The 16,050-nt window shown below is 63.4% G+C and carries 14 protein-coding genes; 4 read left to right on the top strand and 10 right to left on the bottom strand.

What is annotated here, in order from left to right:
• Positions 1-53: 53 nt before the first annotated feature.
• Complete coding sequence (locus GNX71_RS28580; protein WP_206175540.1) at positions 54-2,138, top strand: TonB-dependent receptor; 2,085 nt, start codon at positions 54-56, stop codon at positions 2,136-2,138.
• Between the two features lie 18 nt (positions 2,139-2,156).
• On the opposite strand, the gene nikR is transcribed toward GNX71_RS28580, so the two are convergent.
• Genes nikR through GNX71_RS28555 form a run of 5 tightly spaced genes read right to left on the bottom strand, consistent with a single transcriptional unit; the run spans position 2,157 to position 6,856 of the window.
• Positions 2,157-2,663, bottom strand: a complete 507-nt coding sequence (nikR, locus tag GNX71_RS28575) for a nickel-responsive transcriptional regulator NikR (RefSeq protein ID WP_206175539.1) — start codon at positions 2,661-2,663, stop codon at positions 2,157-2,159.
• Between the two features lie 49 nt (positions 2,664-2,712).
• Positions 2,713-3,867 carry a HupE/UreJ family protein gene (locus tag GNX71_RS28570; RefSeq protein WP_206175538.1) on the bottom strand — a complete coding sequence of 385 codons (1,155 nt, stop codon included), beginning with the start codon at positions 3,865-3,867 and terminating at the stop codon, positions 2,713-2,715.
• A 10-nt stretch (positions 3,868-3,877) separates the two neighbouring features.
• Complete coding sequence (locus GNX71_RS28565) at positions 3,878-5,074, bottom strand: tetratricopeptide repeat protein (protein WP_241027080.1); 1,197 nt, start codon at positions 5,072-5,074, stop codon at positions 3,878-3,880.
• Complete coding sequence (locus GNX71_RS28560; protein WP_206175537.1) at positions 5,071-5,361, bottom strand: hypothetical protein; 291 nt, start codon at positions 5,359-5,361, stop codon at positions 5,071-5,073. The genes GNX71_RS28565 and GNX71_RS28560 overlap by 4 nt, the downstream gene beginning before the upstream one ends.
• Positions 5,362-5,371: 10 nt before the next feature.
• Positions 5,372-6,856, bottom strand: a complete 1,485-nt coding sequence (locus GNX71_RS28555) for a DUF4331 domain-containing protein (RefSeq protein WP_206175536.1) — start codon at positions 6,854-6,856, stop codon at positions 5,372-5,374.
• A gap of 348 nt (positions 6,857-7,204) precedes the next feature.
• Between GNX71_RS28555 and GNX71_RS28550 the strand changes: the two genes are divergently transcribed.
• The 3 genes from GNX71_RS28550 to GNX71_RS28540 all read left to right on the top strand — a co-directional run bounded on the left by GNX71_RS28550 (position 7,205) and on the right by GNX71_RS28540 (position 11,169).
• Positions 7,205-7,378, top strand: coding sequence for a hypothetical protein (locus GNX71_RS28550; RefSeq protein WP_241027079.1), 174 nt, complete (start codon positions 7,205-7,207; stop codon positions 7,376-7,378).
• Between the two features lie 246 nt (positions 7,379-7,624).
• Positions 7,625-8,029 carry a RidA family protein gene (locus GNX71_RS28545; protein ID WP_206175534.1) on the top strand — a complete coding sequence of 135 codons (405 nt, stop codon included), beginning with the start codon at positions 7,625-7,627 and terminating at the stop codon, positions 8,027-8,029.
• A 320-nt stretch (positions 8,030-8,349) separates the two neighbouring features.
• Positions 8,350-11,169, top strand: a complete 2,820-nt coding sequence (locus GNX71_RS28540) for an ATP-binding protein (RefSeq protein WP_206175533.1) — start codon at positions 8,350-8,352, stop codon at positions 11,167-11,169.
• A 256-nt stretch (positions 11,170-11,425) separates the two neighbouring features.
• On the opposite strand, the gene GNX71_RS28535 is transcribed toward GNX71_RS28540, so the two are convergent.
• The 5 genes from GNX71_RS28535 to GNX71_RS28515 form a co-directional block, all read right to left on the bottom strand.
• Positions 11,426-11,974 carry a hypothetical protein gene (locus tag GNX71_RS28535; protein ID WP_206175532.1) on the bottom strand — a complete coding sequence of 183 codons (549 nt, stop codon included), beginning with the start codon at positions 11,972-11,974 and terminating at the stop codon, positions 11,426-11,428.
• A gap of 99 nt (positions 11,975-12,073) precedes the next feature.
• Positions 12,074-12,415, bottom strand: coding sequence for a hypothetical protein (locus tag GNX71_RS28530; protein WP_206175531.1), 342 nt, complete (start codon positions 12,413-12,415; stop codon positions 12,074-12,076).
• A gap of 319 nt (positions 12,416-12,734) precedes the next feature.
• On the bottom strand, positions 12,735-13,718 hold the full coding sequence (locus GNX71_RS28525) for a hypothetical protein (protein ID WP_206175530.1): 984 nt from the start codon (positions 13,716-13,718) through the stop codon (positions 12,735-12,737).
• Between the two features lie 70 nt (positions 13,719-13,788).
• Entirely contained in the window at positions 13,789-14,529 is a 741-nt protein-coding gene (locus GNX71_RS28520; protein ID WP_206175529.1) for a hypothetical protein, read from the bottom strand.
• A 344-nt stretch (positions 14,530-14,873) separates the two neighbouring features.
• Entirely contained in the window at positions 14,874-15,806 is a 933-nt protein-coding gene (locus GNX71_RS28515) for a hypothetical protein (protein ID WP_206175528.1), read from the bottom strand.
• Positions 15,807-16,050 lie beyond the last annotated feature (244 nt).

Below are 16,050 nucleotides of genomic sequence, written 5' to 3'. Positions count from 1 at the left end.
GCGGGTCGCCATACGTTCCGACGACCTTCCCTTTCCCACTCCCCGGAGCGCCGATGCCGAAGCTTGCGACTGCCCCTCACCAGATCTGGCTGGGTATCTTCTTCGGGAGCGCCGCCGCCTGCGCACAGCAGAGCCATCTTCCCGAGATCGAGGTGCGTGGTCCGCGGGATGCAAGCGTGGGCAATGCGGACAGCGCGAGCGAAGGCGCGGCGGAGCGCGAGTCGTTCCAGACCCGGCCCAAGCTGCGGCCGGGCGACATCGTCGAGGCGGTGCCGGGTGTGGTCGCCACGCAGCACTCGGGCGATGGCAAGGCCAACCAGTATTTCCTGCGCGGCTTCAACCTCGACCACGGCACCGACTTCGCCGTGACGGTCGACGGCATGCCGGTCAACATGCCCACGCACGGTCACGGCGAGGGCTACGCCGACCTGAACTTCCTCATTCCCGAACTCGTGTCAGGCGTGCGCTACCGCAAGGGACCGTACTTCGCCGAGGGCGGCGACTTTTCGCTCGCGGGCAGCGCATCGCTCGACTACTTCAGCGTGCTGGACGCGCCCTTTGCCGAACTCACGCTCGGCACCAACAACTTCCGCCGCCTGCTGGCTGCGGGCTCGCAAACCCGGCAAGACCAGACCTGGCTGGGCGCCATCGAGATCGAGGGCAACGACGGCCCCTGGGACGTGGCCGAGAACCTGCGCAAGGTCAGTGCCGTGGTGCGCTATTCGCAGGGCTCGCCCACACACGGTTTCAGCATCACCGGCATGGCCTACAAGAGCCGCTGGACCTCGACCGACCAGGTGCCCGAGCGCCTGATCGACAGCGGCCAGCTCTCGCGCTTCGGCTCGCTCAACCCCACCGACGGCGGCAACACCCAGCGCATGAGCCTGTCGGGAAAATGGTTCGACAAGGGACCGGAGGGCGAGACGACGATCAGTGCCTATGCGATCGACTACCGCTTCGACCTCTTCTCCGACTTCACCTATTTCCTGAGCAACCCTGTCAACGGCGACCAGTTCGAGCAGACCGACCGCCGGCGCATCTTCGGCGCGCAGGCCGCGCGCACGATGCCCACGAAGTTCGGCGGGCTGGACGGCATCCTGAGCTTCGGTGCGAGCTGGCGCGGCGACCGGATCTCGGAGGTGGGCCTCTACAACACGCAGGCCCGCGAACGGCTCTCCACGGTGCGCAACGACAAGGTCTCGCAGGACCTGTTCTCCGTGTACGGCCAGCAGCTGGTGTATTTCACCGACCGGCTGCGCGGCTACGTCGGCGTGCGCGGCGACATGCTGCGCTACCGCGTCGACGGGCGCGAGCCGACGTATGGCGCGGTCAACAGCGGCAAAGGGCACGACGCGATCGCGAGCCCCAAGGCCGGCCTGGCCTTTGCGCTGACGCCGCAGCACGAGTTCTATCTGAACGCGGGCGTCGGCTTTCACAGCAACGACGTGCGCGGCGCCACCATCGCCATCGACCCCACGAATGGCGCCGCCGCCGACTGCGTGCCGGCGCTCGTCAAAGGGCGGGGCGCGGAGCTGGGCTGGCGCTTCCAGCCCGACGAGAATTTCACGGCGACGGTGGCGCTGTGGCAGCTCCAGCTCGACTCCGAACTCGTGTACGTCGGCGACGCCGGCACGACCGAACCCGGGCGCGCCAGCAGCCGCCGCGGCATCGAGGCGACAATGCGCTGGAAGCTCAACCGCGCCTGGCGCGCGGAGCTGGACGGCGCGGTGTCGCGCGCGCGCTTCAGGGGGCTCGCGCCCGAAGGCGAAGGCAACCATGTCGACAACGCCGTCGAGCGCGTCTTTGCCGCGGGGCTGACCTACATCGACGGCCCGTTGACCACATCGCTGCGGCTGCGCTACCTCGGCCCGCGTGCGCTCGACACGACCAACACGATCCGTTCACGGTCGGCGACGCTGCTGAACTTCGGTGCGCGCTACGCCGTCAACAAGAACCTGACGCTCGGGCTCGACGTGTTCAACCTAGCAGGCAAGAAAGGCAATGACATCGAGTACGCCTATGCATCGTGCTCGGCGGGCGAAGTGGTGTCCGGTTCGTGCAACGGCGGCGTGAACGATCGGCACGTGCACCCGATGGAGCCGCGCAGCGCGCGTGTCAGTGCGCGCTGGACGTTTTGACCATTTCCGGGGCCCGCGTCAGTTCAAAGGGGTGAAGTGCGAATGCGCGTGGGCCGGCGCCGGCTCGTGTGAATGCGGGTGCGGGTGCGGATGGACGTGCGGTGCCGCATCGTCCGTCAACGCCACCACATTCGCGTTGCCGTGGCGAACACCGCGCAGCGAGATCAGCTGATCTGCCACGTCGTGCACGGCGCCAACCGCCCCGCGCAGCACCACGCACTCCATGCAGCTGCCGTGGTCCAGCGGGGTTTGATGGCAGGCGATCACCATGCCATGGTGGGCATGGCGCAGCGCCTGGAGCCGCGAGGCCAGCGCGAGCTCGCGCGTGTCGTACACGTAGCTGACGCTCGCGATGCACGACGATACGGCGGCGTCGAACTGCATGCCCCTGAGGCCCGCGCGGCCCAATCCGTAGCGGATCAGATCGCGCACCGCCTCGGAGCGGCTGGTGTAGCGCTTTTGCACGACGAGCATCTCGAACTGCCGTGCGAGTTGTTCGTCGAGGGAAATGGTGAAGCGGTTCATCGGCGGTATGTCTGCAGGTACGCGAGCCGCCGCCGGCCGGATTCAGGGCTTACGAGAACGGCAGCACCTTCACGTCGAGCACGCGTTCGCACAGCCACGCCGTGGCGAGAGCCACCGCGGCCATCGAACCGCCGTGCAGCACCAGCGGCGGATACCGCCGCCAGTTGCGCAGCCCCAGCAGCACCACGAGCGCCACGGCCACTACCGCCAACTGGCCGGCCTCCACACCCAGGTTGAACTGCAGCAGGGCGAGCACGAACTGGTGCGTCGGCAGCTCGAGTTCGCCCAGCGCGCCTGCAAAGCCGAAGCCGTGGATCAGGCCGAACAAGAAGCTGAAGAGCTTGCGGCGGCCGCGCAGCACGGGCCAGATGTTGTCGAGCGCCGCGACGATGATGGTGACGGCGATCGCGGGCTCGATGATGCGTGGCGAGATTGTCACGATCTTCAGCCCCGCCAGCGCCAGCGTGATCGAGTGCGCGATGGTGAACATCGTCACGATGCCGAGCATCGGCAATGCAGCATCCTTCCATGCGAGCACCGGCGTCCAGCCGCCGTCGCGGCGCTTCAGCACGGCGGGCAGCAGGAGGCAGATCAGGAACAGGATGTGGTCGTAGCCGATCAGGATGTGGTGGATGCCGTCACCGAAGAAGCTGGCGGGCGCCGCGGCGCCTTGCGCACCCGCCCACTCGATGGAGACAGGACCGGCCGACGGATCCAGCGAGCGCAGCAGCGGCACGCCGGAGCCCCTCGTTTCCGCGCGCAGCAGGCCGCGATGCGTCGGGTCCACGTCCTGGAAGAGCCGGTAGTCGATGGACAGCGCGGCGGCCGCGCTGCAGGGGGCGCGCATCTGCAGCACGAGGTAGGCGCCGTCGATGCGATTCTCGATGGCAGGTGGCTGTGTCTCGGCGGGCACGCACTGGCCGTCCTGCAGACGAAGCCGACCCAGCGCGTAGGCCTTGATGTCGTCCAGGCGGGTGCGTATCTCGCCCCAGGAAAGTTTCTGGTCGGCGTTGGCGTCCAGGTCGAGCACCGCATCGAGGTCGCGCAGCGCGATGTCCCAGCGCAGATCGATCCGGTCGCCGTCGCGTGAAAGCTGCAGGTAGGCATCGCTGGCCTTGTGGGCGTGCGCGGGAAGCACGACGAAGGCGAGCGCCCAGAAGAACAGTGAGGCTAACAGGGAGCGGTGGGTGCGTGAGGAGCTCATGGCGTGAGGTTCAAAGCAGCGCGTCGACGCGCGCGTCGCGCAGGCCGATCTGCTGCACCAGGGCCTTGACTTCGGCGCGCGCCGGTTCGTCCTGCGCCGCGACGGCCGCGCGTGCGAACAGCAGCAGGTCGATCGGTTCGCGCTGCAGCTTCACGTTGAGCCTTGCCAGTTCGAGCGCACGCCGGGCGTCGCCTTCGACGTCGAGCGCGAACATCGCTTCTTCGCGCGCATGGACCGCGGTGGTGCCGGGGCGCTCGGCCGCCGCACCGAAGCGCGCCTTGAGCTCGACCGCGTCCGTGTGTGCCCCTTCGAGGCCGCGGGCGGCGATGGCCATGCGAAGCAGCACCGCGTCGCTGCGCGCCTCGGTACCGAGCAACGCGGGGATCTCTTTCGGCCTGCCGGCGCGCTGCAGGTAGTCGCTGTAGGCGAGCAGCAGGTAGCCTGAGCGCTCGGCCTGCAAGGCGCGGCGATAGATGACGTCTGCCTCGGCGGGGCGGCCGGCGAGCTCCTCGATTTCGGCCAGGCTGGTGAGCAGCCACTGGCGCGTGCCGGCCTGCTCGCGGGTTTGAAGCTGGGGGTCGTCCAGCAGCCGCTTCAATGCGGTCCGCGCCTTGTCGTAATTGCCGCGGAGGCCCGCGTTCTCCGCCAGGCAGGCGAGGGCGTAGAGGGCCGGCCCGACCCGGCCAAGCGCGCGGCAGGCCGCGTCCGATTCGTTGTAGCGACCGCGCACGCGATAGATGGTGGCCAGCGTAATCCAGGCCTGTGCATTGGCCGGTTGCCGGGTGAGCACTGCCTTCAGCAGCGCCTCCGCGCCGTCGAAATCGTGCAAAAACTGCGCGATGGTGGCGCGCATCACCAGCACGGCCGGCGGCGTCTCGTTGGGTGGGGCGGCCGCCCAATGGGCAAGGGCGCCCATGGCATTGCCGGCGTAGCGCGCATCGCCCTGCGACCTCGCCAGCTCAAGGTAGCGGCCGGCCGCGGCAACGGCCACCGCCGTGTCCGTCGGCCGTTGCTGGAGTTCGCGGCGCAGCGTGCGCGCCTCGCGCGACCATCCGGCGACGGAGGGCAGCGACTCGACTACTTCGTTGTCGTCCGTGGGAACGCGTGGTGCGGCTTCGACCCAGGTCGTCGCCGCGGCCATGAGCAGGGCCACGGCGCCTGCCTGCAGCGCGTACCGTGTTTGCAGGCGCCGGCGCACTGTCGTCACTCGGTGGAGACGGGATCCTTGGTCTCCGAGGTCGGCGGCGGGTCGAACATCGCGACGTTCGCGGGCTCGACCGTATCGAGTCCACCGCCTGTCACCAGCGCTTTGACATAGGCGATGAAGGTGTCGTACGCGTCCGCTTGCGGCGGGGGCGTCGTCGGCGGCTGTCCGCCTCCGGCGGGTGGGAACGGATAGAAGCTGAAACCTCCGCCGCCGCCCCCACCGCCGCAGCCCGCAAGGGTTGCGGCGACCAGGAACGCGCCGGCGATGCGATAGAACTTGTTTGTCATGGCGTTCTCTTCATTGAGCGCCTGGCAGCGGCGTGTTCAGGTAGGGGAAGGTTTCCGGGAACTGCGCCGCGCTCTGCAGCGCGCCGTCGGTGATCGCCGCCGAGCCCGCGGGCGCGTCGGACGGCTTGCAGCCGACCTTGAGCGTGTCGGTGGCGCCGGTGGCCACGCACAGCACGCCCATGGCCACGCGCAGTTCCGCATCGACCACGTCGTCGCCCGGGCGACGGCCGTTCGGGAAGCCGGCCGTGTCGCCACCCAGGACGCCCAAGTTGTTCTGGCTGGCCTTGGGCGTCGGAGCGATGCCGGTGTTCAGCCGCAGCATTTCCGAGGCAGTCACGTTCGCGGGCTTGTTGACGCCCTCCACGCCGGTCAGGAACGCGGCCACGAGGTCGGTGCGCGGGAAGTTGGTCGGCGCCGGCGCCGAGGGGAACAGCGTCTGCACGAGCGCGGGCAGCGTCGGGTTCGTCACGTAGTCGGCGAACTGCCCGTCATCCTTCGGCCTGGAGCTGTTGAAGCGGTCCTTGTCCTTCAGGCCGATGACGACCTCGTTGACCAGCGGCATGCCCAGGCGCGAGACCTGCGCCCATGCGCCGCCGGCCAGCGTGGTGGTGCCGTGGCCGCGCTTGGGCGGGCTCGCGACGAGCTGGCCCTGGCGCACGCTCGCGGTGGTCCAGCCGCCGATGATCGGCTTACCGGCGGTGGTGACGCAGGCGATGGGCACCTCCAGCGCCATGGTGGTGACGTTCTTGCCCGCGAGCGCGTCGGGATTGCCGTTCGGCGCGCCGAGCGGGTTCAGGTTGATCAGGTCGAAGACCTGGCCCAGCGCCACGCTGAACGGGTCCTTGCGCTGCCCGACGAACACGCGGCCTGGTGCCGCGCAACCCGGGATGTTGACGTTGTAGAGATGCTGGGCCGCATAGGCGGCATAGCCCGTCGGGCCGCCGAAGGTCTTGTCGCCGATGTTGTCGGTGGGCTTGTCGAATTCCTTGACGCCTCCGGCCGCGGTGATGGCCTCGCTCACCCCGGTGCGGCGGTCGCCGCGCACGATGTTCAGCGTGAAGGTCTCGCGCAGGTTGCTGGTGGCCTGGTTCGGGCCCGTGATGCCGCCGGCCTGCACCAGCGGAATGGAGACCTGCTTGCCGGCAATCGGCAGCTGGATGTCGCGCAGCGTGTTCTTGAAGCGGAACTGGAAGGTGATGTTTTCGACCGCGTCGCCGTCGGTGTCCAGGTGAATCTCGTAGAGCGCGTTCGGGTCCATCGCGAAGTAGTTCGGGCCGCCGTACGGGCTCTGGTCGGGCTGGTAATTCGCGATGAGGGTGACGTAGTCCTGGCGGCCGGTCTCGTAGCTGCGGAACATGTAGAAGTCGGTGGCGTCGACCTTCGGCATGCCGGCGATCGAGGGCGCCTCGCGGTGGCTGGAGGCGAAAGCGCCGGATGCCGTCATCGCGCAGGCTGCGAGAACGCAGGCATGCAGGGGAATTCGAACGAAATTCATTGCTGTCACCCTCAGTAGTAGGAGTTGGTTGTGGAAGAAACCTACTCAAGTACGGAGACAGCGGCCTAGTGGTTTGTCGGACGGCAGGCCGGGAATTTCATACGAGACGAGCGTTCTTTCATACCGGCCTGGATCAACCAATGCCCTCCAGTGCCTTTTGACTTGGTTCGCCGCGCCCTTCTTTACTTGTCAAATCGAAACTGCGGAGAACATCGTGGCGTATTGCCTTGCAAAGGACGATCTGCATCCGCAGGTTGGCTGCAAGGATCTATGCCGCTCTATTTCCTGATGAGGCTCCAGCATCTTAGGTTGCCCCTGCGAGTTGAAACGCCAGAGGAAGTCAGACTCGTGTCGGTGCTCAAGGCAACGGGCCTGATCGAAGCTGAGATTCATGCCCTCGAATCAACAGGGCAATATGCGCCTTCGCAGGTTGCGACAGTCACTTGCATCACCGAAGAGGGGATGGTCGAACTCGCCCATTGGATTTACGAGCGCGGACCAATGCCTGAGCACAAGCTGTGATTCGTATCAAAGAATGCAAGAACTCGAAAGAGCGGGCGAACAGGTGGGCTCCTGACGCGGGAGTCGAGAAATGTCCGCACGTTGAATCTTCATTGGCGTCGAATGCATCGGAGAAGTCTTGTTTTGACTTCACGTACTTCGCATTGGCGCAGCACGCCTCCCGATATGGTCATGAGCCGATACTTGGTGCAGTCGATCTATTGTCCAACGACAGCAGCCGCATCCATTTTTACTTTGACCACTCCCATGACTGAACGAGAAATCGTACTTCCGCAATCCATGAAGCTTCTTGCTGAACGGGCCGGCTATGCCCCTGCAATCAAAGTGGGGGCAACGATCTATTGCGCCGGCCAAGTGGGTCGCACGGCCGCACTGGAAGTCATATCGGATCCAGAGCAGCAGTTCGTGGCAGCTTGGGAAAATCTTCGGATGGTCTTGGCCGAAGCCCGATGCACCTTTGAGGATGTTGTTGAAATGACCACTTACCACGTCGAGATGCGGGAGCACATGGCCGTCTTTAGAACGGTCAAGGACAGGCTTTTCCCAAGAGGCCAGTGCGCATGGACGTGCGTGGGCGTTGTGGAACTCGCCCACCCCGGGCTGCTGGTCGAAATCAAATGTGTGGCCGTGTCCCGCGGCTCTCGTGCATAGCCGCGTTTACCTCAGCGTTTCGAGAACTGACCAAATGTACTAAGCAACTGCCCATCGCGATCGGCTTGGAAGCCAGCCCCGCGAGGCTCCGCTGAGTCAGCGATTGGGCCACAACCCACCGCGAGCACCAAGTGTGCGGCGACGCCATTCGCCATAGCGCCGGTGCCTCGTCGGGATCAACCCCGGGTTGTCGCATTGCCGAAGTGCCCAAGAAGAAGTCACTGTCGAGACGCGCGGACCTAGCCCTTGCCGTCGATACTCGAAGGGATGGCGGTGATCCCGTGAGATCGGTCCGGCCTGAGCAACAATAGCCGAATTTCTTGACCGAACTCGCATTTATGCGCGCTCCCAACCTTTCGGCCCGCCTGTTGCTTGTCGCTTCCGCAGCGCTGCTTCCTTTGGCGGTCGTATGCGGCTTCGCATTGGACGGATTGCTGAAAGCGCAGCGGGATCAGATCCAGACCACCACGCTGGGCGTTGCCAGGGCGCTTGCCACCGCCGTGGACGGCGAGCTCCGATTGACCGTCGCGGCGCTCGAAGCGCTGGCGCTTACGGAACCATTAGGCGCGAGCGAGGAGACGGGACTGGTCGACGCCATGTTGCTCGCCAAGGCACTGCGCGCCTCGCACGCCGACTGGCGTGGCGTCCTCCTGCTGGCACCGGATGGCAAGGTCTTGTTCAGCACCGAAGGCGCCGTCACGGGCTCGGGGGCGCAAGCCATGGAGCCGGAGAGCCTGGCAGCGGTCGTGCGAACGCAAAAGCCCGTTGTCGGCCTGATGGTGAAGGGCCCGAACGGCAATCTTGCCTTCCCCGTGCGGGTGCCGGTCGTTCGAGACGGCGCGGTGCGCTACGTTCTCACGGCCGTTGTCCGGCCCGAAGCGATCGCGGACGTGCTTGCTCGGCAGAGCATCCCGGAGGGCTGGTCGGTTTCGATATTCGATGCTGGCAACTTCCGCGTCGCGCGTTCTCGCGAGGACGAGCGATTTCGTGGGATGCCCCCCAGCGAATCTTTGCTGCAGATGCTTCGCTCGATGCAGCATCGTCACGAGGACGTGGGCGTGAGCCGCAACGTGGACGGCATCTGGATGCAGACAGCCGTCGCGAAACTCGAGTTCTCCGCCTGGACGGCGGCGCTCGGCGCCCCGCGCGCAGTGGCGGACGACGCGCTGCAGCGCACGGTCATCGTGTACGGATTCGGCCTGCTCGTCTCGCTGCTGGTAGGTGGGCTGGCGTCCTGGTGGATGTCGCGGTCCATCACGCGCCCGATCGCTCGACTGCAACAGAGCGCGGATGCCCTGGGCCTCGGACGCCCGGTGACGGCACAGGCTTCCGGAATCCGCGAGGTGGACGCGGTGGCGACCGCGCTCGTCTCCTCGGCCGATCACCGGGCGCAGCACGAGCTCGAGCGCGAAGCGTTGTTGGCAGCCGAACGCAAGGCGTTGACCACCGCACAGGCGGCGCAGGAGCGGCTCGAACGGCTCGCCGGCGCGAGCGCCGTGCTTTCGCGTTCCCTGGAGGAAGCCTCCACGCTCGAGGCGATTGCAGCCATCATCGTGCCGGCCGTGGGCGACCTTTGCCGCATCGACCTGTTCAACGAGGACGGCGTGCTCGAGCGAAAGCTCACGCATCACTTCGATCCGGCGCGCAGCGCGCAGATCGCGAGCATGGTGAGCACCCGCACGGCATCGCCCGACGCGCAAGGCTCGTTTCCCTGGGCGATCGCCACCGGCCGGACGTTCCTGCGCAATCTCGATGAACCGAACGCCATTCAGGACCTGGATCCCCAGCTGCGTGAATTCGCGCAGGCCTTCGGCATCACCGCCGGATGTGTCGTGCCTCTGGTGGCGCGCGGCCGGACCATCGGTGCCATGGCGGTTTTGCAGGACGAGTCCAGGCGCCGGCTCACGCCTGCGGACGGCGCGCTCATCGGCGAGCTCGCGCAGCGCGCCGCACTGGCCCTCGACAACGTGCGCCTGCTCGCGGAAGCCCGCAACGCGCAGAACCGAGCCGAAGTCGCGAGCAGGACCAAGGACGAGTTTCTCGCGATGCTGGGTCACGAGCTTCGCAATCCGCTGGCGCCGATCTCGCTGGCGCTCAGCCTGATCGAGCGCAAGGACGACAAGGCCTTTCCGCGCGAACGCCAGATCATCGAGCGGCAGGTCAGGCACCTGTCGCGGCTCGTGGACGATTTGCTCGACATCTCCCGCATCGTGTCGGGAAAGATCGTGCTTCGGCCAGAGCCGCTCGATCTGCGGGACATCGTCGCCAAGGCTATCGAGCTCACGCTCCCCGCCTTGCAGACCAAGGCCGAGATGCCGTCGATTTCGTTGCCGGCCGAGCCTGTTCCCGTCACCGGAGATCCGCTGCGGCTTGCGCAGATCGTGTGCAACCTCCTGAACAACGCCGCGAAGTTCACTTCGCCCGCGCAGCGCATCGCGCTCGCCCTTCGCACGACCGCCGCCGAAGCGGAACTGGTCGTGGCGGACGAAGGCGTCGGTATTCCGCCCGCGTTGCTTCCCCACGTCTTCGACCGTTTCGTCCAGGCCGAACAGCAGCTCCAGCGCGCCGGCGGCGGGCTGGGTCTCGGGCTGGCGATCGCGCGAAGCCTGACAGAACTGCACGGGGGAAGCATCGAGGCAAGCAGCGCCGGCCCGGACCAAGGCAGCACCTTCACCGTGAGACTCCCGCTGTCCACGGCATCGGCCCGCGTGGTTGCAGCCGCCCCTGCTCACGAGCCATTCGCCAGAACGCTGCGCCTGCTGCTCGTGGACGACAACGCGGACGCCCTGGAATCGCTGGCGGAGTGGTTCGTTCTCGAAGGCCATCAGGTGCTGACGGCCGGCAACGCGGAGGATGCGCTGGCGCTGCTGGAGAGGGAAAGCGTGGACGGCGGCATTTTCGATCTCGGCCTTCCGGGCATGAGCGGCTATGACCTTGCGCGGCGAGTGCGCGCCGACGCTCGCCTGAGCAAGATCGCGCTGCTGGCGCTCAGTGGCTACGGCCAAGAGTCGGATCGGAACAAAGCGCTCGAGGCAGGATTCGACGGCCATTTCGCAAAACCGGCCGACTTGTCGAAACTGCTGGGGACGCTACAGCAGTTTCTCGAACCCGACCGAGCCGCCACACCGATTGGCCGCTGAGCTTCAAGGGACCTCGGGGCGCTTTCTTTCGTGCACGTGAAAGCCGTGCAGTCCTGCGAGAAGACCGCTCAGTCGACGCCGCCAAGGCCGCAGAGCAGCGCCTCCCGCGCGAGCTCGATCGCCAGCCCGCAGCGATGTTCGGTGGCGCTGCGCGCGTCAGAATTCGAGCGACTTTGATCGGAATACTACCTGTTACACCACGCTTATGTGATGCCTATACACAAGTGGGTCGGATCTAGCCTTGCGGCCAGTTTGTCTACCTGGGAACAAGGCGGGCCAATTGCCATTTGGCCAAGAGCGCCTTGGAGCCGATTTCGCGGGCCGCGGCGTGCGCACTCTGAAGCGACGAGCTCTGATCGTCGACCGCATAGCCGAGATGCGTTCTATGGAGCACGTTGTTGAAGTGTCCCCAGAAGAGATTCATCTGCCCGTGCAACTCTTCGATTTCAGGACTCAGCCCCGGCTCGTACAGTTCGGCGAATGCCCGGAGCGAATCCATCTCCGCGCAAGCTGCCAGATACCGCTGGTCGTACGCTTCGGCTTTCATGCCGGCGCGCCAAAGGATGTCGAGGCTTGTCATCGAGAACTCCCGGGCCAGCCGGCTCAGCGCAATGTGCGCCTGGGTGATCCGTTCGTTCTTTGTCGCCGTCTGCTTGTCGGCCTTTTCCCGATCGTGCTTGGCAGCCTCGGCATCCATCTGGAACTGATGATTGCGCCGCTGGGTCTGGAAGTTCGTATAGCTCGTCAAGGCCACGCCTGCCAGAGCTGCAGCGGCGGCGAAGATTGCGGTGAGGAGGGAGTCCATGTGAGACGGCGGATTTTGATTCGAGGAATGCTACGTGCAGGAGCCATTGCAGCGTGTGTCGCAAACCATGTCGGCCCGCTTGCCGAGACTTAATTCTCATCAATCCTTGCCGCACTGCGCCTTGAACCACGGGGGCAGATTGGGATGATGAGCCAAGAAGCCCCATCGACGCGCACCACTGTGGCGCACGCACATCTCGAAGCGATCGGGCCAATCCTGAAGCAGCCATATCGCCATTCCGAACAAGCGATTGCGCTCGTGCACCCCGCGGCGCTCATAGCTTTCCCCGCGGCTGCTAAGTGCCTGGTAGCCCTGCGGCCACATCTGGTCCGCCACAGCGTCGTAAAGCTGTCCATCCTTGGTCGGACTCGACAGCACGGTGAACGTCGAGGTACCGGCGAGACATGATGCGTTACGACCTATTTTCTGTCTGTTTGCCATCCTCTAGAAGACGGAGCCATCGCTCCCTAACCAAAGAACCAAGTTAGATTTTGACAGTGTGCCCGCTCACAAAGGCTGCTGTCTGCAAAACACCAGCTTGGGGAAATCCGCCAAGCAGATTGACCCGCGATCAACTCTATCGCGATCAATTTTCTACGCGAAGTGCGACGCTATCTCCAGCACCTCGCCTCGGCGAAATCCATCGCGGGATAGCGCACTGTTATCGGGGTCGAATGGTGCCAGCCCCCAGTGCGGAGGCTCTACCTTCCCTCGCAATCCCGCTGCGACAGAATGCGGCACTACGAAAGAACAACACCGCTCATCGGGAACAGGCTGCACCTAAAGCCGTCAAGTGATCGCAAACATATTTGCTCCACTTCGACAAGTCAAAGTTCTGCGGGTCGTCATGACCATCCGACATCCCATCGTCTATGGTGGCGTGGTACGCCGGAATCAACCAACTTCCAGCGCGATGACTTGCTGCGACATAGACAAGAGCAAGGCGGGAAAGCTGGACATCGCTGAAACCTGGAACTTGCGCAATTCGGTCATTCACGCAATCCCCCACCTTGTTCTTTTTAGTTGGCTTGAGGCGTGCAGGTTGCCCCTTCTCAAGTTCTGCAGTTCTCAGTTGCACATTCTCAACGTGGAGAAACAAGCCCTTGGTGTCATCGTCACTCATCTCAAGCTTCGTTGCACGATGAGGGGTCCCGAAGGTACGACCCTGCGGGGAAACTAGCTTTCCGTCACGAGTAATGAAAAGATGGGCTTGTTTGTTGTTCGCCCAACGAGCCGCAAGATTCCATGCTGCGTCAGGCTTGTCCGATCGCGCCAACTCTCCGACGTCCACACAGACGTTGTAGCTGACGTCGTGAATGACGAAATAGCGAGCTGCAGGGTGCCCACTTCCTTGAGCGCGTGAAAGTGGTGCGTCAAGGTTACCGCCCAGAGCATCCTGAGGTATCGCCAAGGTCTCCAAGTACGATTTAAACCTTGGCAGATCGATTTTTGCCGGGCTTCCAATCAATGACTCGAGCGGCTCGGGAAGAGTTGCCAGCGGCGCGCCTAAATTTCCACTTTTCTTCACCGGGCGCAACAGGCATTTGGCCTGCTCGAGTTCACTGCCCTTGAAGCTGAGCATCTTGTCGCTGAATTCGCATCCTAGGGGTTTGCCTGCCGCGACCGCTTTCGCGCCAGTCGATAGTGCTGCGGAAACAACCAGCAAAGCCAAGCCATATTGATATACGGCAAGGCCTTTTCGAAGGCGCCAGCCACCTAGGTCAGTTATTGAGATTTGGTTCATCTATCTCCCCTGGTGAAGATGTCAAACTACCAAGAATTCAGCGTGTCTAGCCCCTGGAATCGCATCGTCGTCATCCCGTGATGATCGCCGTGCATGCCTTCATCCGATTGCGATAGTTCGCAGTCGCGTCATCCGATACAGCAAACCCTGCTGCAACGAGTGCATGTCCAGTTCCCGCCACCAATGAGTCTTTCGCAGTGGCTGCAACCTCTTTGAGCTTTCCCAGATCTGGCGTGCCTAAAACAACTTTCGCCTGAAGCGACCAGATCTTGTCTCTCACCTCAAGAAATCCATCGCGGGCGATCCTCAATGTCTCTGGTTTGGCGTCGAGATTTTTCCCGCCGATCACGAATTTGAGCGAATCAAGATCGACTGTCCCAATCTCTCTCGTCTCGACGTACATGCAACGCATCGCGCGGGAGGCCAACTCATAGTTTGAAATTTGTATTTCGAGCTTGTACCGCTCGCTGTACATACTCGACCCCGCTGCGAGTACGCCGCCAGCAATGACCGGATCTCTAGACTTGGCGATCCCAGCAACCACTGCCACAAGTGAAGAGTAAAAACCGACCTCATTTGCGCCCTGGCTTTTGAGCCGAAGCTCATTTGCCGCATGGCTGTAGAGAAAGTGATAGGCCTCGAATTCGTCGATAACATCCTCTACGTCGTAGAAGTTGTTCAACGGCTGATAGCGGGCAAAGGTACCTGCTTCTCTTTGCTCGGTGCTTGCATAGTCGACAATCGGGAGCGGAGTCGCGCAGGCGGTCATGAGCGCGCAAGCAATCAGCGCGGCGGCGATACCTTTCTCCATGGTGTCCTCTTTCTTTTTTTATCTATCGCTAGCGAGAATGCGGAGCGTAGTACAACGAGTCCGCCTGCACGGCACGCACAGGCGCTCCTGTGCAATCCATCAATAGCATCTGCGGACTTCAATAGTCACGGAGCGAACCTTCTCGCCGCGCGCTCCCGGATTGATTTGCGCCGCGCGGATATCGGAAGTCGGTGCACGGGACGGCAGAAGTATTCCCGCTTCTTTGGAGAATCACCTCATCCATCTAAGGGATGGTCTTGTCGGCGGATTCGTGATAACTCCAAAAAACTGGCGCTGTGCACGGCACGCATGGATGTCCGTCCGCCGCCGGTCAGCCCGCCACATCAGATGCAATTGGTCAGCAGCGTCTTGAATGCGTCGAGGGATCCAAAGTTTTCCGTCGCCCAGTTCTGTACCCTGGCAGTGAGGTTCTGAGCCGTATAGGGGCGCTCTCGCTTATAAAGAATACTCTTGGGTAGGACCGCGACGGAGATGCTAGTGCTCAGGTCCAGCGATAGCGTCTCGGCATAGTTTCGGGGTTGGATGGTCTTGCCAGAAAGCGCCATGTTCATTGCCACAGAGCCCTCGCCGATCCGGTTACCGTTGCCGGAGTCGCCGATCACGCCCGCAACAGACGCGCCTGTTTGCGGATTCACGGCCAGAACAAGATCGCCAACTTTTGCACCCCACCCGGTCATTGGGTTGGAAGCTCCACCGCGCAACGCAATGGTCGGAATGAAGCGCTGGTCAACCTGATTATTGACTCCGCACTCACCCGCTTCGTTGGCTGGCAGCCCGTTCTTCAAGCTCGTCAGCGAACCGAAGAAGCCGGCATTTTCTCCTTCGACGAATACGCATGGCTTTCCATCGGCCCTAGAAGCGATGACGTTTTGCCATGTGATCCGATAGCCGGAAGGGACCATCCACTTTGCTTTTTGCCAGTCTCGAACAACCATGGCTTGCGTTGCAACGTCGGGACGCGCACCAACTAGTGTTCGGATTGCGATGCCGTTGTCCAGTCGATTGATCGCCCGCTCTTTTCCGAGAAAGTCCTGCGGGTGATAAGACGTTGGAGCCCCGTCAGTGTTAACTGCCATCGGCGCCTTGAACACAACGAACCGCGGAGACGCGGAATTCGAGTGATCGCTCACAAGCTTCAGTGAGCTTCCACCAAAGCTTCCGCTCGCGTGGACACGGCACTGGGAAGGCTGTGCCGAGACATCAGGTGGCAATCCGAACGCCAAAGCAGCGATCGACGCAAAGAACCGAGCATTCATTACTTACCTCCTCTTGCGGGACTTGATTCCCGGGGCATCCGATCGCGCTGCATACCAGGAGCACATGCGGGATTGGGATTCCTGCTGCTTCTCGCCGTATCCAGCGAAAACGTTGTCTCAACGCCGAGAGCGCAGCGTAATCAATATGGCAAGAAAATCCAGCACGCACAATCTTTCTAATGGCTAGGTGCGCGGCGCCTCGCTATTGCTATCAAATCTCTATCGCACATTCCAATACCTAGGA

Source organism: Variovorax sp. RKNM96, assembly GCF_017161115.1.
GTDB lineage: Bacteria > Pseudomonadota > Gammaproteobacteria > Burkholderiales > Burkholderiaceae_C > Variovorax.
This window is presented reverse-complemented; position numbering and strand designations above follow the sequence as displayed.

Bases quoted from the DNA above. Each gene is read 5' to 3' on its own strand.
- GNX71_RS28555 (WP_206175536.1), bottom strand. From the start codon at position 6,856: ATGAATTTCGTTCGAATTCCCCTGCATGCCTGCGTTCTCGCAGCCTGC.
- GNX71_RS28580 (WP_206175540.1), top strand. From the start codon at position 54: ATGCCGAAGCTTGCGACTGCCCCTCACCAGATCTGGCTGGGTATCTTC.
- nikR (WP_206175539.1), bottom strand. From the start codon at position 2,663: ATGAACCGCTTCACCATTTCCCTCGACGAACAACTCGCACGGCAGTTC.
- GNX71_RS28530 (WP_206175531.1), bottom strand. From the start codon at position 12,415: ATGGCAAACAGACAGAAAATAGGTCGTAACGCATCATGTCTCGCCGGT.
- GNX71_RS28520 (WP_206175529.1), bottom strand. From the start codon at position 14,529: ATGGAGAAAGGTATCGCCGCCGCGCTGATTGCTTGCGCGCTCATGACC.
- GNX71_RS28525 (WP_206175530.1), bottom strand. From the start codon at position 13,718: ATGAACCAAATCTCAATAACTGACCTAGGTGGCTGGCGCCTTCGAAAA.
- GNX71_RS28545 (WP_206175534.1), top strand. From the start codon at position 7,625: ATGACTGAACGAGAAATCGTACTTCCGCAATCCATGAAGCTTCTTGCT.
- GNX71_RS28560 (WP_206175537.1), bottom strand. From the start codon at position 5,361: ATGACAAACAAGTTCTATCGCATCGCCGGCGCGTTCCTGGTCGCCGCA.
- GNX71_RS28570 (WP_206175538.1), bottom strand. From the start codon at position 3,867: ATGAGCTCCTCACGCACCCACCGCTCCCTGTTAGCCTCACTGTTCTTC.
- GNX71_RS28535 (WP_206175532.1), bottom strand. From the start codon at position 11,974: ATGGACTCCCTCCTCACCGCAATCTTCGCCGCCGCTGCAGCTCTGGCA.
- GNX71_RS28515 (WP_206175528.1), bottom strand. From the start codon at position 15,806: ATGAATGCTCGGTTCTTTGCGTCGATCGCTGCTTTGGCGTTCGGATTG.